The following is a 17,172-nucleotide window of genomic DNA, read 5'->3' as shown; positions in this document are numbered from 1 at the left end:
CTTGGCTATCTCCGCGCGTAGACCCCGACGGCGCAAGGGCTCCACCGCCCCCGGCCGAACCCGGACGCACTAGGCTGGCCGCCATGACGAAGTGGACACCGACGCACGAAGCGCCCGAGCCCCTGGAGGGCCCGGTCGTCGCGACGATCACGGGCGGCACGATCGTGTGGTTCGTCCTCTTCCTCGCGCAACTGCCGTTCTACGGCTGGTACCGGGACCACGGGCACCTGTGGTGGCTGTGGACGTGCCTCGCGGGCGGCGGGCTGGGGCTGATCGGCGTCTGGTACGTCCGCAAGCGGGACGCGGCGATCAAGCGGCATGCTGCGGCGAAGGCCGCGCTGGACGCGGAGCAGCGCTGACTTACGGCTGAGGCCATAACCAGGCGGGGCCGGATGGGTCCGGTTACCGTCGGAACATGAGCGATCCCTCGCAGATCGTGACAACCGCGCACCCCGGGCTGAGCGCCGCCGAGGTCGCCGAGCGCGTGGCACGGGGCGAGGTCAACGACGTACCCGTACGGTCCTCGCGCTCCACCAAGGAGATCGTCCGGGCGAACGTCTTCACCCGCTTCAACGCCATCATCGGCGTCCTCTTCCTGATCATCCTCGCCGTCGGCCCCCTCCAGGACGGCCTCTTCGGCTTCGTCATCATCGCCAACACCGCGATCGGCATCTTCCAGGAACTGCGCGCCAAGAAGACCCTGGACTCGCTCGCCGTCATCGGCGAGGCCAAGCCGGTCGTCCGCCGCGACGGCGTCCCCGTCCCCCTCCCCACCGGTTCGATCGTCCTCGGCGACGTCATCGAGCTCGGCCCCGGCGACAAGTGCGTCGTCGACGGCGAGGTGGCCGAGGCCGACGGCCTGGAGATCGACGAATCGCTCCTCACCGGCGAGGCCGACCCGGTGCTCAAGAAGCCCGGCGACCCGGTGATGTCCGGCTCCTTCGTCGTCGCCGGAGGCGGCGCCTTCACCGCCACCAAGGTCGGCCGCGAGGCCTACGCCGCCCAGCTCGCCGAGGAGGCCACCCGCTTCACCCTCGTCCACTCCGAGCTGCGCACCGGCATCAGCACGATCCTCAAGTACGTGACCTGGCTGATGCTGCCCGCCGCCCTCGGCCTCGTCGTCAGCCAGCTGGTCGTCCAGGGCCACGACTGGCGGGAGGCCGTGCGGCGCATGGTCGCCGGGATCGTGCCGATGGTCCCCGAGGGGCTGGTGCTGCTGACCTCCGTCGCCTTCGCCATCGGCGTCATCCGGCTGGGCCGCAAACAGTGCCTGGTGCAGGAGCTGCCCGCCATCGAGGGGCTCGCCCGCGTCGACGTCGTCTGCCTCGACAAGACCGGCACCCTCACCGAGGGCGGCATGGACGTCAGCGAGCTGCGCGTCCTGGCCGGGGCCCAGGAGACGACCGAGGCCCAGGAGACGACCGAGGTCCAGGAGACGGCCGAGGTCCAGGAGTCGGCCGAGGCCCGGGAGTCGTACGTGCGCCAGGTGCTCGGCGCCCTCGGCGAGTCCGACCCCCGGCCCAATGCCAGCCTCCAGGCGATCGTCGACGCCTACCCCGACGGCAAGAGCGGCTGGCGCTGCGCGGAGGCGCTGCCGTTCTCCTCCGCCCGCAAGTACAGCGGCGCCTCGCTCCACGGCCCCGACGGCGAGTCCGGCACCTGGCTGCTCGGCGCCCCCGACGTGCTGCTGCCCGCCGGCGACCCCGCGCTCACCGAGGTCGACGGGCTCAACGCCCAGGGCCTGCGCGTCCTGCTCCTCGCCCGTGCCGCGCGCGAGCTGGACGACCCGCGCGTCGCCGAGGACGTGCGCCCCACCGCCCTGGTCGTCCTGGAACAGCGGCTGCGCTCCGACGCGGCGGAGACCCTGCGCTACTTCGCCGAGCAGAACGTCTCCGCCAAGGTGATCTCCGGCGACAACGCGGTCTCCGTCGGCGCCGTCGCCGCCAAGCTCGCGCTGGCCGGGGCCGAGGCCCCCGTCGACGCCCGGAAGCTGCCGCGCGAACGGGAAGAGATGGCGGCGGCCCTGGACCGGGGCGCGGTCTTCGGCCGCGTCAGCCCGCAGCAGAAGCGGGACATGGTCGGCGCCCTGCAGTCCCGGGGCCACACGGTCGCCATGACCGGCGACGGCGTCAACGACGTCCTCGCCCTGAAGGACGCCGACATCGGCGTCTCCATGGGCTCCGGCTCGGAGGCCACCCGGGCCGTCGCCCAGATCGTCCTCCTGAACAACAGCTTCGCCACCCTGCCCTCGGTCGTGGCGGAGGGCAGGCGCGTCATCGGCAACATCACGCGCGTGGCCACGCTGTTCCTGACGAAGACCGTCTACTCGGTGCTGCTCGCGGTCCTGGTCGTCTGCACGCGGGTCTCCTACCCTTTCCTCCCCCGGCACCTGACGCTGCTGTCGACGCTGACGATCGGCGTCCCGGCCTTCTTCCTCGCCCTCGCCCCCAACAAGGAACGGGCCCGCCCCCACTTCGTCCGCCGCGTGATGCGGTACGCGATCCCGTCCGGCCTGATCGCGGGCGCGGCCACCTTCGCCGCGTATCTGCTGGCCCGCGCCCACTACGCGGACGCCGGACTCGGCACCGACACGCTCGGCGCGGAGACGAGCGCGGCGACGCTGACCCTCTTCCTGATCTCCCTGTGGGTGCTCGCGATCATCGCCCGCCCGTACACGTGGTGGCGGGTGGCGCTGGTCGCGGCGATGGGGGCGGGGTTCGTGGTCGTCCTCGTGGTGCCCTGGCTCCAGCGCTTCTTCGCGCTCAAGCTCATCGGGGCGACGATGCCGTGGACGGCGGTCGCCATCGCGGTGGCGGCGGGGGTGGCGCTGGAGCTCACGTGGAGGTGGCTGAAAACGAACGATGGCCCCACCGAACGGTGAGGCCATCGTCACTGTGCGCCGCCAGGGACTCGAACCCCGGACCCGCTGATTAAGAGTCAGCTGCTCTAACCAACTGAGCTAGCGGCGCGTGACTCATCCATAGTACCCCGGAAAAGGAGTACCTCTGACCACGGCGGTCACCGTACGCTCCGCGGCATGGTGAGACTGGAGCGGCTCAGGGCGGACCACGCGCCCGCCCTGCTGGCCTTCGAGCGGGAGAACCGCGCGTACTTCGCCCGGTCCGTACCGGACCGCGGCGACGCCTACTTCACCGACTTCGCGGCCTGCCACGCGGCCCGGCTCGCCGAGCAGGCCACGGGCGGGATCCACTTCCACGTAGTCCTGGACGACGACGACGGCGGCGACGGCGCCGGCGGTCGGCTGATCGGCCGCGTCAACCTCATCGACGTCGAGCAGGGCAGCGCCGAGCTCGGCTACCGCGTCGGCGAGCGGGCGGCGGGCCGGGGCGTCGCGACGGCCGCGGTCGCCGCGCTGTGCCGCCTGGCCGCCACGACGTACGGCCTCACCTCCCTCACGGCGCGCACCACCCTGGACAACCCGGCTTCCCGGACCGTTCTCGAACGCAACGGCTTCACGGTCGTGGAACGGATCGCCCTCGACGGCCGCCCGGGCGGGCGCTACGAGCGGGCGCTGTAGACCGGCCAAAGAACAGCCGCGATCCGGCCATCGCGGCACCACGACAACCCCCATACGTGTCCTTACGACGCAGCCTGATACGGGCGTAGCCACAACAACATGGGGGAAATCATGAGAAAGATCGCTCCCGGATTACCGTGCGCACTGCTCACCGCGGCCGTGCTCACGCTCACCACAGCCGTCTCGGCCTCCGCGGCCGGGCCTTCGGCTTCCCCACCGGATTCCCGATCGGCGGAGGAGTCCCGGCCGCTCGCCGCCGCCGACGTGCAGGACCTCACCGGCATCGCCCGCGCGTATCTGCGGCAGCGGGCCGACTCCGTCACCCTGGCCGGCGCCAAGCGCCTGGCCCCGGTCACGCCCGAACGCGCCACACCGGCCCTGAAGCAGAGCCTGGCGAAGGAGTTCGCCCAGCTCGCCGAGCAGGGCCGCGCCTACGAGAAGGCGAGCGGCGGCTACTCCCGCGCCGAGGTGGCGGTGACCCCCGGCAAGGCGGAGCAGAAGGGCGACCGGGCCACGCTCCGGCTGACGGAGACGACGAGCCTCCTCTACCCGAACGTCCGCTCCGCGGACGAGCCCAAGGCCGAGGAGTACACCCTCGACCACACGCTCACCTTCACCCGTGACGCGGCCGGCGCGTGGGTCCTCGCCTCGGACCGCCCGGACATCGGCACCGGGGACGTCACCACGTACAACACCCCGCCACGGACCGAGCAGCCCACGGGCGACACGAAGGACGAGGGCCCGCGTTCGGCGCCCGCAGACACCGGACGCCCGGCGGCCGGCACCCCCGCCGACGAGAAGGCCAAGACCGGCAAGAGCGCCCTGGCCGCCGGGTACGACTACACCGCGATGGTCAACTACGCGAACAGGTACTGGCAGCACCCGAACGGCGCCTACCGCACCTATGGGAACGACTGCACCAACTTCGTCTCCCAGGCCATGAAGGCCGGCGGCTGGAAGAAGAAGGGCAGCGGCTTCTTCGACCGGAAGGACCGCGACAAGTGGTACTACGGCGACCACACCTGGACCACCAGCTACACCTGGGGCGGCGCCGAGAACTGGTTCTGGTTCGCCAGGAAGTACTCCCAGCGCGCCAAGCCCCTGAGCAACGTCTGGCAGATGGCTCTGGGCGACGTGCTCCAGGCGGACTGGGACCGCGACAACACCATCGACCACACGATGATCGTCACGGGGTTCTCCGGTACGAGTGAGATCTACCTGACGTACCACACGAGCAACACCCACAACCGGAAGCTCACCAACCTCCTCGCCAAGTACCCGCACGCTTGGTGGTACGCGCACCGCACGTGACGTCCGGCTCGACCTGCTGCCCTCTGGAGCGACATGAAGACACCACTTCGCATCGTTCGCATCGCGTGCGCGACGGCGGTCGCGGTCCTGGCCCTGACCGCGTGCGACGACCAGGGGAAGGCGAGGGACGAGCGCGACACGGCGGTCGCGTATGTGAAGGCGATCAACGACCGTGACGTACCGGCGCTGGTGAAGCTCAGCCCTCCCGGCAACGAGGGGGCCGAGCAGGCCGCGCGGGAGCTGGTCGGCACCCAGGGCGGACGCGGGCTGCGCGTGGACGATGTCCGGGTCGGCCACGAGTTCGGCCCCGACACGGCTGACGCGCGGCTCCGGGCGACCGACAGCGAGGGCCGCCCTTTCAGCGAGACGCTCACTCTGACCCGGCGCGGCGGGACGTGGTACGTCGCCCTGGGCACCGCGCCGGGCTCCACGCCGAAGTCGCCGGCGCAGACGTCACGTCCGTGACAGCCGACATCTCGACGTCCACCGGCGATTCGTGAAGGTTCACGCGGGGAAGCCGCCGAGGAGTTCGAGCCCCAAGGGTGTGCAGGAGTGCCAGACCGCCTTGCCGTCGCGCTGGGCCGTGGTCAGCCGTGCGGCGCGCAGGGCCTTCGTGTGCTCGGACACCGAGGACTTCGCCAGCCCGAGCTCGCGGACGAGATCGGTGCTGGTGCGCGGCTGGACGAGGCACTCCAGGACGGCGGCGCGGGTTCGCCCGAGCAGCGCGACCAGCGCCGTCGGCGCGTGGGGGCGCCCGGGGTCGTCGAGCAGGGGCAGCGGGGTCACGGCCGGGTAGACCAGGAACGTTCCCTGGGGGTACGTACCGACCAGCGGCCGGCCGGTCCAGAAGACCGACGGGAGCAGAGTGATGCCCTGCCCGTCGAGCGCGAACTCGAGGCCCTCCGCCGCGCCTTCGGTATCGGCGCCGCCGAGTTCCAGGGCGGTGCCGTGCCAGCGCGCGCCCGGGGCCAGGCCGGCCAGGGTCGTACGGATGCCCTGACGGGCGAGCTGCTGGAGCCGCCAGGCCCGCTCGGCGTCGAAACCGGCGCGGACGCGGTCCCAAGCGGGTTCCAGCATGGTCGCCCTCGCCGCTCGCACGGCCGCTTCCAGGATCCGCCAGGCTTCCCCGTCCCTGTCGGCCAGCAGCCGGGTCCACGGGAGCGGGCGCGTCCCCCGCGCGTGCACCCGGCGCAGCTCGGCACGGACGAACCGGGCCGGTGTCGACAGGACGCCGTCCAGCCCTTCGTCGAATCCCCGGGCCGGCGGGTCGAGGAACAACGGTCCTTTGCCCGTTGCCGGGACCAGTTCCCGCAACGGCCCGGCGGAGCGGGGCAGGGTCCGTACCGTGCGCCGACGCCACGGCGCGAACAGCGGGTCGGACCGTTGCAGCGCCGCGACGGCGAGCGTCAACTCCACCATGGGCGCGGGCTCGTCGGCGAACGTCACGCGCAGCAGGTCCTCAGCTGTGAAACGCAACCGCGGCACGAGGCCCCACCCCCTACGGTTCGGCCGGGCCCGAACTGAATGCGTGTCCCACGCCCGGACCCCCATGGTGGGACTGCGGCTCCCGAGAGTGTGCGCCGCGCGGTGGGAACACGGAAGAGTCCGGGACACACGAAACCCAAGGGGGTACTGAGATGCGTACGTTCCGACGCAAGGCGGCCCTGGCACTCTCCGCGCTGGCCCTGGCCGGCGCCGGACTCGTGACGGCCGGGCCGGCGGCCACGGCCGCACCGGCCGGGCAGGCCGGCGTCACCTGCGGCAACTCCTACTGGCCCCACTACGACGCGGACGGCGACCACTACGGCACAGTCACGAAGGACCAGGCCGCCGCGCACACCGGCCCCTACGGCGGGTGCACGACCGTCGGGTACCTGGGCTACGGCGCGCGGGTGAAGTACGACTGCTACGTGTACAACGACTACGGCAACAAGTGGACGTGGGTCCGTGGCTACGGCTGGGTCTACGGCGCCTACCTCTCCGGCGGCGGCGCCTGGAACTCCTGCTGATCGCTTAACGTCGGTCGTCGTCCGTGACGGTGAGGCCGACGTGCTGGGCCAGGGCGGGGGCCAGGTCGAAGAGCTGAGGGGTGCTGATCGTCGCCCCGGCCAGGTACTCCGCCCCGGACGTGATGCCCAGCGCTGTCGCCCCGCGCAGGTCGACCCGTGACAGCGTGGCCCGCGTGAGGTCGACGCCGTCCAGGGCCGTGCCGGGGAAGGAGACGTCCGTCAGGGTCGCGCCGCCGAAGTCCACGTCCCGCAGCAGGCAGTCGACGAACGCGACCTCCTTGAGCTTGGCCACGCGCAGGTTCACCGAGTCGAACTTGCAGTGGTGGAAAACGGTGCGGCGGATGTCGGCGCCGTGGATCTCCGTACCGGCGAGGAGGCCGGAGACGCACTCCACGTCCATCCACCTGGTCTCGGCGAGGTCGCTGCCGACGGTGCGGAGGTTGTGGAACCACACGGTGTCGAAGAGCGCGCGCCGGTACCGGCCTCGGGTGAGGGTCACCGACGACAAGGCGGACTCGGAGAAGTGGGCACTGCCCCCGTCCACGTCGTCGAATTCCCGCCCGTCGACATGCACCCACTCGTACGCGCTCTCCCGCTCCAGCTCGCCCGCGAACGGTTCCAGGCGGTGCGCGTACGGCAGTGCCGCCAGCTCACGGGGGTCGGGCACGCGCATGGGCATCCTTCCGGGTCGGCGTACGGGTCGGTCCGGTCCACAGGTGCGGACACCTGCGGACACCCCATTCTCAGCCCCGGAGCGCGGCGTTCCACACGGGGCTGTCCACGTAGTGGTTGTCGAAGCGCTCGGAGGAGTCCTTGATCTCCTGCGGGCTCGCCTCGCCCCGCATCACCCGGTTCAGCAGCCGCATGTAGTCGAAGCGCGCCATGCCGGGCGTGAACGTGATCAGCACGTCCGCCTCGCACCCGGCCGCGGCGGCGAACGCGTGCGGGGTACGCGGCGGCACGAGCAGGAAGTCCCCCGCCTCCAGCACCTTGATCTCCTCGTCCACGAGCACCCGCAGCGAGCCGTCGATGACGTAGAACATCTCGGCGGCCCGAGTGTGAAAGTGCGCCGGCGCCCCGGGCGCCCCCTCGGCGAACGTCGAGCGGTAGCTCGTCAGCAGACCGCCGGTCGTGTCGGAGTCGGCCAGCAGCGTGATGACGCTGCTGGGATCCCTCGTGATCTCGGCCTCCGCGGCGCGGGTGAGCAGTGCGGGGAAGTCGGCGTTGTTGCTGGTCATGGCGGTGGCCTCCGGGTTCGCCTCGTCGTGATCACGACTCTAGGGAGCGGGGAGACCTGGTGGAGGGTGCAATTCGGGGCGGGAATGGGTGGTCAATTTCCCGCTTGGCGCGCGTGGTCCGTGCGGCGGTGGGCTTCCAGGCGGGCGTTCGTCTCGTGGGCCGCGGTCCAGTCGTTCCGGGCTTGGGAGTCGTGCCTTTTCTCGACGAGGTCGAGGCATGTCGTGCAGATTTCCGCTGGTGCGAGGACGATGACGCCGGGGCCGGCGGAGTGCGGCAGGGGGACGGGGGCCTGTGCCTGCCCCTGCACTGTCGTGAGTTGTAGCAACTGCTGCTGTTCCAGCAGCGCTTCGGCGCCTCGGCCCAGGCTCCTGATGCGGATGACCGCTGACACGTAGCCGTCGCCCGCCGTCAGCCCGAGCCGGGCCCGGGCCTCCCCGACGACGGTCAGCGCGTCCTCGCGGACCGGGTCGCCCGCCGGGCGTCCGCTCACGGCCGCCTCGACGGCGGTGGCCGTGGCGCGGATGTACGCGAGGAGCTGCTCGCTCAGCGCGTCCGCCCTGGCGGGGGTGGGCAGGCAGCGCTCCACCGTGACGGCCTCGTGGATCACCTCCTCGATCCCGGTCCGGGGCCTCGGGCGCGGGCGCGGCCGTGGGGGCGGGACCCGGGTGAGTCCTCCACCGGCGTTGCCGGTGAGTGGGTACGGAGGCATGGCGGCTCCTTGGGTGGCCAAAGGGAGTTGAGGAGCGCCCGCTGTCGGGCGCACCAATCACCCTGCCGGGTGGCGAAGTTAGGATTCAAGCGAATCCGCATTGAATCCTCGTTAGCCTCCGAACCGGCAAATGCCAAGGCCTCGACAGGAGCACACATGGCGACGGCGGCAGCGCGAACATCAAGGCCAGAGGCGCGCACAGGGGGGACAGAGGGGTGCACGAAGCCATCACGGGGTGCCAGACTCGACTCAGCACCAAGCGACCACGGAAGGCGATGAGGGTGGGCGCGCGGATTGGGCCGACCGCTCGACGGATCGAACTCGGCATCGAGCTCCGCCGGTTGCGTCGCGACGCGGACCTGACTCTCGAACAGGCTGTCGCAGGGCTTGGGTTCAGCGAGACGCAGCTTCAACGCGTAGAGACCGGGAGCATCCCACTCAAGCAGTCCAGCCACCTGCGGAATCTGCTTGATCGATACGGCATCACCGACGAGGGGCACGTTGAGTCGCTCGTCCGGTTGCACCGCGAGTCAGGCAGCCAGGAGTGGACGTCCTTCGCCAGCACGGTCCACACATCCGTGCGGACTTTCTTCGGTGTCGAGTCCGTCGCACGCGGCATCAAGGCGTGGCATCCCACGCTCGTCCTTGGCCTGCTCCAGACCGAACGCTACGCGACCGCCGTCTTCGAGGCGGAGAAGATGCATGACGAGTTCACGAGCGAGTACATCGAGCAAAGCGTCCGGCTGCGGATGATGCGGAAGCAGTTGCTGACCCGGCAGGAAGATCCCGTGATGTTCTGGGCGATCCTCGGCGAGGCGGCGCTCCGCCATACCATCGGAAGCACCCACGTGATGCGCGAGCAATACGCCGAGATCATCGCACTGTCGGAGCTCGAGAACGTCACAGTGCAGATCCTGAGAACGAACGAGATCGGCTATCGCTTCTCCAGCGACTTCACGATTCTCGACCTGGGCGAATCGCTGCCCTCGACCGTCCAGGTCGACGTGTCATGGGGAGCCATGTCCATGTCGGACAAGCCGCGTGAGGTCGGACGTTTCTCCCGTAAGTTCAACGCCCTCCAGGCTTCCGCCATGCCGCCTGAACAGACTCCGGGATTCCTTCAGCAACTATCGCGAGAGATCAACGATGCCTAGCATACGAACCGTTGTACAGCCGCCCGCTGCCTGGGTGAAGTCGTCCTACAGCAACGCCGGGCAGAACTGCGTCGAGGTCGCGGGGATCGCGACTCGATCCGGGCTTATCGGTGTCCGCGACGCCAAGGACAAGGCCGGGCCCGCGATCCTGCTGGAGCCGGCGGTCTGGGCCTCGTTCATAGGCGAGGTACGGGCCGGGCGGCTGCGGCGGGGCTGACGCCCCGGCGGCACACACGCGCCTTCCCTCCCCGCGCGGTCGCGGGGAGGGCGCCGCGCCTTCGGCGCGGGGAGGATCAGGCGCCCGGCGCCGGTTCGTCCTCCAGCATGCCGCGGATCATTTCGCGGAGCTCGGGCGTGTCCTCGTGCTGGTGCACGGAGACGGCGTGCTCGGTGGCGGCGCGGAGGACTTCCTCCTCCTCGCCCGTGATCGTGAGCGTGCAGTGGGATTCGCTCGGGGCCTTGCGGCAGTCGGCGACTTTTCTGGTCATGACGGCCTCCTGGCGTACGGATACACCGTCCGTGCCTCCAGGGTAAGCCGCGAAGTCACTCGTGTGGGGTCGTGGTCGTGGGGCGCACCCGGCCAGGCCATCGCTCACAACCCCGTACGCACCCTGGCGCCCCGCCCCCGGGGGAACCTCACGCGGCCGGCTGGACAGACTCACCGCAGTCCGCCCCCCACTGGAGGAGACACCTTGAGCCGTACCCGCCGCACCGCCCTCGCTCTCGCAGCCAGCACGGTCCTCGCCGTCCTGGGAGCCGTCGTCACGGCCCCGGCGGCGCAGGCCGCCCCCGCCGCCCCCATGTCGACCGGTGGCGACTTTTGCAGGTTCGTGCAGACCGCCCTGGCCAACCAGGGTCTCACCATCGGCGGGACCTGCCCCGACTGAGCCGTCCTCCCCCGCCGGGTTCACGCCCCTCGGCGTGGACCCGGCACCGGGCCGAGTCCTACGTGCAGGGGGTATCCGGTCCGTTCTGGCGGTTGATGTTGCCGTTGTACATCCAGCCCATGCTCTTCGTGCCGTCTATTCGGACGTACGTCCACCGGTGGCCGTAATTGTTGGTGACGTAGCAGTGGAACCAGACCTTCACGCCCGACTTGGCCTCGGACAGCGTCGGGCATGACGCATACGGCCCGGATCCCAGCTTGAAGGTGCCGATCATGTAGCCGTAGGTGCCCGGCTTCGGGTCCTTGTGGGCCCAGCCGACGCAGCTCTTGGACACCGTCGACGACGGGGAGGGCGACACCTTCGGGGATTTGCCGTCGCTCGGCGTCGCCTTGGGGCTCTCCTTGCCCGGGTCGCCGGCCGTCCCGCTCGGCGTCGGCGGCGAGGGGCTGCCCGACGGCGCCACGGGCGGGCCTTCCGACGGTGCGGTGACCATGCCGCCACCCGAAGGGGACCCCGGAGCGGGCGACGCGCCCTGCGCCACGTCGCCGCGCTTGCCGCCGTGCTCGCCCATCAGGGCGTAGCTGACGCCACCACCCGCGAGTACGACGGCGGCCGCCGCCCCCGCGATGAGCGCACGGCTGCGGCGCCGTGCCTTGCCCGCGCCCGGAGGGCCGGGAGCGGGAGCCGGAGCGGGGGCCGCCGGATACCCGGGCGGGGGGTAGCCGTAGCCGGCGTACGGAGGCTGCGGCGCCGCACCGGCTCCGACTCCGGCACCGGCTCCGGCGCCCGCCACGGGCTGGGGCGGCGGGGTGACGGCCATCGTGGGCGGATGGCCGAAGGCCGGGGGCGTGGCGGCGGCCGGAGGCAAAGAGGTCGACGGAGGGGTGGCGGCCGGCGGCGTGGACGACCTCTGCACGAGGTTCACCGTCTTCCCCGACGCCACCCGCTCCAGCATCTGCCGCGCCTGATCGGCGGTCGGCCGGTGCTCCGGCTCCTTCGCCATCAGCGCCAGCAGGACCGGCGTGAGCGCCCCCGCCCGCTTGGGCTCCGGCAGCGGTTCGTTGACGATCGCCGTCAGCGTGGACCACACCGACGTGCGGCGGAACGGCGAGGCGCCCTCCACCGCCGCGTACAGCGTCATGCCGAGCGACCAGATGTCCGACGCGGGGCCGGGGTCCGTGCCCTGGGCGCGCTCCGGGGGCAGGTAGTCGAGGGAGCCGATGATCTCGCCGCTGCGGGTCAGCTTGTCCATGGCCTCGTCGCCCATGGCGTCGAGCGTCGCGATGCCGAAGTCGGTCAGGACGACCCGGCCGCCGCGTTCCAGCAGCACGTTCCCCGGCTTGACGTCCCGGTGGAGGACGCCGGCGCGGTGCGCGGCGTCGAGCGCGTCCATCAGCTTGGCGCCGATGGCCGCCGCCTCGTGCGGCTCCAGCGTGCCGCGCTCCGCGAGGACGTCGTCGAGGGAGGGCCCGTCGACGAGTTCCATGACGATGACCGGGAGGCCCTGGTCCTCGGTCACGTCGTGGACGGTGACCACGCCGCCGTGCCGGATGCGGGCGGCGGCCTGCGCCTCCCGCCGCATCCGGGCCCGCAGATCGGCGAGGTCGGGCCCGGAGGCGTCGGTGTAGGCCCGCAGGATCTTGACGGCGACCTCGCGGTTGAGCAGCTCGTCCACGGCGCGGGCGACCACGCCCATGCCGCCGCGGCCGAGCGTCGCGGTGACCCGGTAACGACCGCCGAGTACCTTTCCGACCAGATCTCCGCCGTTCGGTTCCCCCGTCGTCACCGCACGCTCCGTTCCCTCACACTCGCCACTCACGCCACATCTGGCGGGCAACAGGGTACGGGTCAGCCGCCGCTCTTCTCGATCCGAGCGATCGCCTCGCGCACGGCTGTGACGAAGCCGTTCCAGTAGGGGGCCGCCTTGCCGTCGGCGGACCTGCCGTAGGTCGCGGCGCGCGTGGCCGGGGAGGAGAAGTCGCCGAACATGGCCCTGCGCAGCTCGGTGGAGATCTCCAGCTGCGCGCCCGCGCCGCTGTAGGTGCGGTTGCAGATGTTCAGCGGCTCGTCGCCGTCCAGGCCGTCGGTGGGGAGCGTGAGGGCCACGCTCGCACCGAGCCGGTCGCGGAGGGCGTCGTAGAGGTACTTCTTCGCGTCCTTGTCGCGGCCGCCGATCTGTACGAGCTTCTGCGTCCCGGAGCCGCCGGGGTTCTTGCAGCCGTGGACGGAGACCGCGTGGCGGCTGCCGCCGGCGATCGCCAGCGCGGCCGGGTCGTCGCAGTGGGTCGAGGTGACGTGCAGTTGCTGGACCGTGCGGCTGTCCGTCGCGAGGACCTCGAACATCCAGTAGTCGTAGGCCGGGCCGCTGCCGCCGTACCGCGTCATGGGGTCCTCCGGCGCGTACCCCGCGATCGCCAGGCACAGCTCGCTCGTGCCGTCCTCCAGGTTGCCGCCGTGCGGCGCGATCACGGACGTCAGCGGGGGCGTGGCCCGCGAGTGCCCCGGAACCGTGTCCAGGCCCGTCCGGCGGTAGCGGCGGGCCCAGTCGACGCCCTCCTTGAACTGGGGGCTGGCGTACAGCTCCGTGTTCGAGGCGAACAGTTCGGTATCGGCGGCGGCCCACGCGGGGATGGTGGCGGTCAGGGGTACGGCTACGGCCGCCGCCGCCATGCCTGTCAGCAGAGATCTTCTGGTCGTCGAGCGCATGGCGGCATTGTTGGTGATCAGCCGATGGTTCGTCAGCCCTTTCGGGCAGCTCGGTTTCAGTCGAACCAGCGGGCCCGTTCCAGTTCTTCCGTCCGCGACGGGTCCTCCAGCAGCGCCGCCGCCTCGAAGCGGCGCGCCCACGCGCCTGCCGCCCACGCCAGGCCCGCCGCCACGCCCTCCAGCGTCGCCGCGTGCAGGACGCCGTCCGGGCCCAGGCGCCAGTCCAGCTCCACGCCGTCGATCACGAGCTCCTCGTGCTCCACGTACGTCGTCGGGGCGCCCGGTAGCAGGGTCCGTAGCTCCTGCGGGACCTCTCGTACCTCGGCCTCCTCTTCCGGGGCCTCAGCCGCGACGACCTCGCTCAGTCGTCGCACCTGCAAAAGCTCCGCCAGCGCGGCGGCCCGCTCCGGGGCGACCGGCAGCAGCGCGACGCCCGTCGCCAGCGGCAGCAGGTCCGGCGCGTCCGCTACGACCGCGTCCGCCGCGTCCACGACGCGTACCTCGCCGTCGACGACCGCCCGCAGGTCGTCCGGGAGGGTGACGTCCTCCGGGTCGAGGCCTGCCAGTAGGCCGTAGAGCCCGTGGAGCCGGTCCGGTCGGACCTCGCGGGACGGGTCCGCCAGGCGGGACAGCAGTTCCGCCGCGCCGCCCGGCTCGTCCAGCAGCGCCGCCGCGGACGTGCGGACGCCCAGCGCCCGCAGCACCTGCTCGTCCGCCAGGCCGCCCGCGTCCGCCGCCTCGTAGAGGCCCTCCAGCAGCGGGTCGCCGCCCGCCACCCGCAGGCCGGCCGGGCGGCGGCCGTCCAGGACGGGGTGGCCGCGCAGCCACCACGCCGTGTACGGGCGCACGGACTCCGTCGTGCCGTCCGGCAGCAGAACGCGCAGCGGGGTCGTCAGCGCGTCCCGGAGCGGCGGCTGGGCGAGGAGGGCGAGGGCCTGCGGCCAGGCGTCGTCGTCCACCAGGTCCAGGTCCCGGACCGCCACGATCTCCGTGGCCACGGGCGGCACCGGCGTGTCGGGGAGCCGGTCGAGGACGTCCTCGCACCACACGTCCACCGCGTCGAGCAGCCCCGCGTCGTCGGGCTCCGCGAAGTCGCCGTCGCGCGGCTCGAGTTCGTCGGGGTCGAGGACGACGTCGGCCGCGCGCACGAGCGCGAAGTCGGCCAGCACGCCGACCGCCGTCAGTGGCTGCTCGCCCCAGCGCTCGGCCAGCTCCGCGTCGCACGCGGCCAGCTCTCCCGGGCGGATGACCTGTTCGAACGGGCTGCCGGGGAGGACGAGTTCGCCGGCGGGCGCGAGCTCGCCGTCCTCGTCGGGCAGGGCGAGCGCCGCCAGCCACGGCTCGTCGCCGGGGGCGAGGTCCGCGTCGCGGACCAGGGTGAGGACGAGTTCGGCGAGGGTCTCGCTGTCGAGCGTCTCCTCGTCGTCCCATACCTCGTCGGTGTCCAGGGACGCCGCCACCGCCGCCCTCACCTGCGGCGTCGTCAGGATCGCGCGCGGCGAGGACGGGGTCGCGCCCAGCTTCTCCAGCAGCGGGTGGGCCGCGTCCGGGTGGGCGACCTTCAGCCCGAGGCGGGCCAGGTGCTCCGCGTCCGGGCCGGTCGCGTCGGCGGGCGGCAGCGGCAGCAGGACCTGGCGCGGGCCGATCGCCGTACGGCCGTCCGCCAGCGGCACGGGCAGGCCGGTCAGCCGGTCCGGGTCCACGCCCGCGAGGCTGTCGTAGAGCCGCCACCACCAGTCCGCCGGGCGCTCCGCCCCGGCGAGCCGGTCGATGACCTCGCCGAGCGGCACGCGCGGCACGTCGAGCGCGCGCAGCTCCGGGCGGCGCTCCAGGCCGGCGGGGAGCAGGCTCGGGAACAGCTCGCCGAGCACGGCCACGGTCGCGGTGCCCGCGCCCTCGACCAGTTCGGCGTCGCGGGGGCGCAGCGGTTCGCCTGCGGCGTCGCTTCGGTGGAAGGGGTCGTCCTCCCAGGCCGGCGTGGGTGCGTCAACGGTCGGCGCCGGGGCTGCCGGGTGCTGTGTTGACGCGTCCGGGGATTCCGTCCACGGGATGCCTTCGATGCCCGTGCCCACGGTGGTTGTGGGTTCGGTCTGGAGCGTCGTCGCCGCGCTCGGCAGGAACGGGACGTCCGGGAGCGCCGCCAGGACGCGGCGGCGCAGCTCCGCGTCCAGGGCGCCCGTCGCCAGCGGGGGCGGGACGAGGTCGAGGGTGCCCGTGCCTACCGGACGCCATTCACGCAGCAGGGCCGTGTACGTCTCGGCCGCGCGGTCGGTGAGGAAGTCCGACAGGACGCCGGGGGCCGTGTGGCGGCGCGTCGGCTCCAGGGGGAAGCTCGCGATGAGCAGGGCGGGCAGGCCCAGGGGCTCGTCGGTGGGAGTGGGGGCGTGCACGACGGGGGCGGTACGCGGGCGCTCCGGGCTGCCGTCGGGGGCGACGGGGACGGCCCAGGTGACCGACCAGTGGGGGCGCAGGCGCTCCTCCACGGGGCGGTTCGCCAGGAGGTCGGGGGTGAGGGGGCCGGTGGCCGTCTTGACGCGCCAGCGGGTCGTCCTGGTGCGGGTTGTCCCGGCGGCGCCCGGGGCGCCGGGTTCCCCCGTCGTGTCCTCGATGACGACCTGGTCGTCCTTCTGGTGGCGCGTCAGGACGCGGCGCGGTGCGTCCGGGGTCTCGATGACGACCTCGGTGAGGCCGGGGAGGGTGAGCAGCAGCGCGTCGTCCACGGCGGCGAGGAGACGGCGGGTCAGGTCCTCGGCGGCGCCGTCGCGGAGCGGGAGGACGACCACGGTGTCGTAGCCGTTGAGCACCGCGCCCTCGGCGGGGAACGGCAGGCGCAGGAGCGGTACGTGGCCCTCGCGGCGGCGGAGCTCGCCGCCGAGGCCGGGGCTGCCGCCTGCCGCCTCGGCGGCCAGGGCGCGGGCCTCGGCCAGGGACCAGCGGACGCCGCCGGTGCGGCCGACGAGGGCGGGCTCGTCGGTGACGGCGAGGACGGCGGCGAAGCCGACGCCGAAGCGGCCGGCGGCGCGGGTGCCCTCGTCGCGCTTGGCGGAGGCGCGGAGGGTGGAGAGGGACTCGACGCCGGTGGCGTCGAGGGGGGCGCCGGTGTTGGCGGCGGCGAGGGTGGCGGGGGTGCCGGCGTTCGCCGCGTGCAGGGTGAGGTGGAGGCGGCCGGGGACACCGGCGCGGGCGGCGGCGTCGGCGGCGTTCTGGGCGAGCTCGACGACGAGGCGGTCGCGGTAGCCGCCGAGGGCGAGGTCCTCCTCGGCGTTGGCGTCCTCGCGGAAGCGGGCGGGGGAGGTGACCCAGGAGTCCAGTACGCCGCGGCGCAGGCGGGCGGTGCCGAAGGGGTCCAAGCTCACGTCTGCGTTCTCCCTGTGCGGGTGGTGCGTGGGTGGGTGGGTCGGGGGCGGGGTGGGGCGGACGGGCCCTTACGGGGCTGAGCTCTTCGCGGTGCCTGCCACTTTGGTACGGGGTGCCCCGTATTTTGCTCCAGCGGCGAAGAGCTCCTTACGCCCCTACCAGGGCCCGTCCGCCCCACCCCGCCCCCTTCCGCTACTACCTCGCGGGTCCCGTTGCCGGGCAATCGGGCGGGTGGGTGGGCGAAATCCCGCGCCGCCAGGCG

The 17,172-nt window shown here is 72.4% G+C and carries 17 protein-coding genes and 1 tRNA gene; 9 read left to right on the top strand and 9 right to left on the bottom strand.

What is annotated here, in order from left to right:
* Window positions 1-83: 83 nt before the first annotated feature.
* Together EKH77_RS19025 and EKH77_RS19020 are read left to right on the top strand one after the other, a co-directional pair.
* A complete protein-coding gene (locus EKH77_RS19025) occupies window positions 84-359 on the top strand; it encodes a DUF2530 domain-containing protein (protein ID WP_126915543.1) in 276 nt (91 codons plus the stop codon).
* 56 nt (window positions 360-415) lie between these two features.
* Window positions 416-2,881, top strand: a complete 2,466-nt coding sequence (locus EKH77_RS19020; protein ID WP_126915542.1) for an HAD-IC family P-type ATPase — start codon at window positions 416-418, stop codon at window positions 2,879-2,881.
* 14 nt (window positions 2,882-2,895) lie between these two features.
* On the opposite strand, the gene EKH77_RS19015 is transcribed toward EKH77_RS19020, so the two are convergent.
* Window positions 2,896-2,969: transfer RNA gene (locus EKH77_RS19015), tRNA-Lys, on the bottom strand.
* Window positions 2,970-3,037: 68 nt separating this feature from the next.
* On the opposite strand from EKH77_RS19015, the gene EKH77_RS19010 reads away from it, so the two are divergent.
* The 3 genes from EKH77_RS19010 (at window position 3,038) to EKH77_RS19000 (ending at window position 5,314) form a co-directional block, all read left to right on the top strand.
* Complete coding sequence (locus tag EKH77_RS19010) at window positions 3,038-3,538, top strand: GNAT family N-acetyltransferase (RefSeq protein ID WP_126915541.1); 501 nt, start codon at window positions 3,038-3,040, stop codon at window positions 3,536-3,538.
* Window positions 3,539-3,649: 111 nt separating this feature from the next.
* Entirely contained in the window at window positions 3,650-4,849 is a 1,200-nt protein-coding gene (locus EKH77_RS19005; RefSeq protein WP_164737818.1) for an amidase domain-containing protein, read from the top strand.
* Between the two features lie 33 nt (window positions 4,850-4,882).
* Window positions 4,883-5,314, top strand: coding sequence for a hypothetical protein (locus EKH77_RS19000; RefSeq protein WP_126915537.1), 432 nt, complete (start codon window positions 4,883-4,885; stop codon window positions 5,312-5,314).
* 39 nt (window positions 5,315-5,353) lie between these two features.
* On the opposite strand, the gene EKH77_RS18995 is transcribed toward EKH77_RS19000, so the two are convergent.
* Window positions 5,354-6,325, bottom strand: a complete 972-nt coding sequence (locus EKH77_RS18995; RefSeq protein ID WP_164737817.1) for an ArsR/SmtB family transcription factor — start codon at window positions 6,323-6,325, stop codon at window positions 5,354-5,356.
* 161 nt (window positions 6,326-6,486) lie between these two features.
* Between EKH77_RS18995 and EKH77_RS18990 the strand changes: the two genes are divergently transcribed.
* On the top strand, window positions 6,487-6,858 hold the full coding sequence (locus EKH77_RS18990) for a hypothetical protein (protein WP_126915534.1): 372 nt from the start codon (window positions 6,487-6,489) through the stop codon (window positions 6,856-6,858).
* A 4-nt stretch (window positions 6,859-6,862) separates the two neighbouring features.
* Here EKH77_RS18990 and EKH77_RS18985 read toward each other — a convergent pair whose 3' ends face one another.
* The 3 genes from EKH77_RS18985 to EKH77_RS18975 all read right to left on the bottom strand — a co-directional run bounded on the left by EKH77_RS18985 (window position 6,863) and on the right by EKH77_RS18975 (window position 8,806).
* On the bottom strand, window positions 6,863-7,531 hold the full coding sequence (locus tag EKH77_RS18985; RefSeq protein ID WP_240667419.1) for a pentapeptide repeat-containing protein: 669 nt from the start codon (window positions 7,529-7,531) through the stop codon (window positions 6,863-6,865).
* A 70-nt stretch (window positions 7,532-7,601) separates the two neighbouring features.
* Window positions 7,602-8,096 (bottom strand): cupin domain-containing protein, encoded by a 495-nt coding sequence (locus EKH77_RS18980; protein ID WP_126915532.1) that lies wholly within the window; start codon window positions 8,094-8,096, stop codon window positions 7,602-7,604.
* A gap of 92 nt (window positions 8,097-8,188) precedes the next feature.
* Window positions 8,189-8,806, bottom strand: coding sequence for a DUF6415 family natural product biosynthesis protein (locus EKH77_RS18975; protein WP_126915531.1), 618 nt, complete (start codon window positions 8,804-8,806; stop codon window positions 8,189-8,191).
* A gap of 275 nt (window positions 8,807-9,081) precedes the next feature.
* On the opposite strand from EKH77_RS18975, the gene EKH77_RS18970 reads away from it, so the two are divergent.
* Together EKH77_RS18970 and EKH77_RS18965 are read left to right on the top strand one after the other, a co-directional pair.
* Entirely contained in the window at window positions 9,082-9,960 is an 879-nt protein-coding gene (locus EKH77_RS18970) for a helix-turn-helix domain-containing protein (protein ID WP_126918152.1), read from the top strand.
* Window positions 9,953-10,177 carry a DUF397 domain-containing protein gene (locus EKH77_RS18965; protein WP_126915529.1) on the top strand — a complete coding sequence of 75 codons (225 nt, stop codon included), beginning with the start codon at window positions 9,953-9,955 and terminating at the stop codon, window positions 10,175-10,177. The genes EKH77_RS18970 and EKH77_RS18965 overlap by 8 nt, the downstream gene beginning before the upstream one ends.
* Before the next feature lie 76 nt (window positions 10,178-10,253).
* Here the strand turns inward: EKH77_RS18965 and EKH77_RS18960 are convergent, their stop codons facing one another.
* Entirely contained in the window at window positions 10,254-10,448 is a 195-nt protein-coding gene (locus EKH77_RS18960; RefSeq protein WP_126915527.1) for a DUF1059 domain-containing protein, read from the bottom strand.
* Window positions 10,449-10,652: 204 nt separating this feature from the next.
* Between EKH77_RS18960 and EKH77_RS18955 the strand changes: the two genes are divergently transcribed.
* Window positions 10,653-10,847: a hypothetical protein gene (locus EKH77_RS18955; RefSeq protein WP_126915526.1), complete on the top strand. Its 195-nt coding sequence runs from the start codon at window positions 10,653-10,655 to the stop codon at window positions 10,845-10,847.
* A gap of 58 nt (window positions 10,848-10,905) precedes the next feature.
* Here the strand turns inward: EKH77_RS18955 and EKH77_RS18950 are convergent, their stop codons facing one another.
* The 3 genes from EKH77_RS18950 to EKH77_RS18940 form a co-directional block, all read right to left on the bottom strand.
* Entirely contained in the window at window positions 10,906-12,633 is a 1,728-nt protein-coding gene (locus EKH77_RS18950; RefSeq protein ID WP_126915525.1) for a serine/threonine-protein kinase, read from the bottom strand.
* A 62-nt stretch (window positions 12,634-12,695) separates the two neighbouring features.
* Window positions 12,696-13,553: a poly-gamma-glutamate hydrolase family protein gene (locus EKH77_RS18945; RefSeq protein ID WP_126915524.1), complete on the bottom strand. Its 858-nt coding sequence runs from the start codon at window positions 13,551-13,553 to the stop codon at window positions 12,696-12,698.
* Window positions 13,554-13,609: 56 nt separating this feature from the next.
* Complete coding sequence (locus EKH77_RS18940; protein ID WP_126915523.1) at window positions 13,610-16,909, bottom strand: sacsin N-terminal ATP-binding-like domain-containing protein; 3,300 nt, start codon at window positions 16,907-16,909, stop codon at window positions 13,610-13,612.
* Window positions 16,910-17,172: the final 263 nt, after the last annotated feature.

The sequence above is a fragment of the Streptomyces luteoverticillatus genome (assembly GCF_003970715.1).
Classification (GTDB): Bacteria; Actinomycetota; Actinomycetes; order Streptomycetales; family Streptomycetaceae; genus Streptomyces; species Streptomyces abikoensis.
This window is presented reverse-complemented; position numbering and strand designations above follow the sequence as displayed.

Coding starts and splice junctions, on each gene's coding strand:
- EKH77_RS19000 (WP_126915537.1), top strand. CDS start 4,883: ATGAAGACACCACTTCGCATCGTTCGCATCGCGTGCGCGACGGCGGTC.
- EKH77_RS18965 (WP_126915529.1), top strand. CDS start 9,953: ATGCCTAGCATACGAACCGTTGTACAGCCGCCCGCTGCCTGGGTGAAG.
- EKH77_RS19025 (WP_126915543.1), top strand. CDS start 84: ATGACGAAGTGGACACCGACGCACGAAGCGCCCGAGCCCCTGGAGGGC.
- EKH77_RS18945 (WP_126915524.1), bottom strand. CDS start 13,553: ATGCGCTCGACGACCAGAAGATCTCTGCTGACAGGCATGGCGGCGGCG.
- EKH77_RS19005 (WP_164737818.1), top strand. CDS start 3,650: ATGAGAAAGATCGCTCCCGGATTACCGTGCGCACTGCTCACCGCGGCC.
- EKH77_RS19010 (WP_126915541.1), top strand. CDS start 3,038: ATGGTGAGACTGGAGCGGCTCAGGGCGGACCACGCGCCCGCCCTGCTG.
- EKH77_RS19020 (WP_126915542.1), top strand. CDS start 416: ATGAGCGATCCCTCGCAGATCGTGACAACCGCGCACCCCGGGCTGAGC.
- EKH77_RS18985 (WP_240667419.1), bottom strand. CDS start 7,531: ATGCGCGTGCCCGACCCCCGTGAGCTGGCGGCACTGCCGTACGCGCAC.
- EKH77_RS18990 (WP_126915534.1), top strand. CDS start 6,487: ATGCGTACGTTCCGACGCAAGGCGGCCCTGGCACTCTCCGCGCTGGCC.
- EKH77_RS18970 (WP_126918152.1), top strand. CDS start 9,082: ATGAGGGTGGGCGCGCGGATTGGGCCGACCGCTCGACGGATCGAACTC.
- EKH77_RS18960 (WP_126915527.1), bottom strand. CDS start 10,448: ATGACCAGAAAAGTCGCCGACTGCCGCAAGGCCCCGAGCGAATCCCAC.
- EKH77_RS18975 (WP_126915531.1), bottom strand. CDS start 8,806: ATGCCTCCGTACCCACTCACCGGCAACGCCGGTGGAGGACTCACCCGG.
- EKH77_RS18980 (WP_126915532.1), bottom strand. CDS start 8,096: ATGACCAGCAACAACGCCGACTTCCCCGCACTGCTCACCCGCGCCGCG.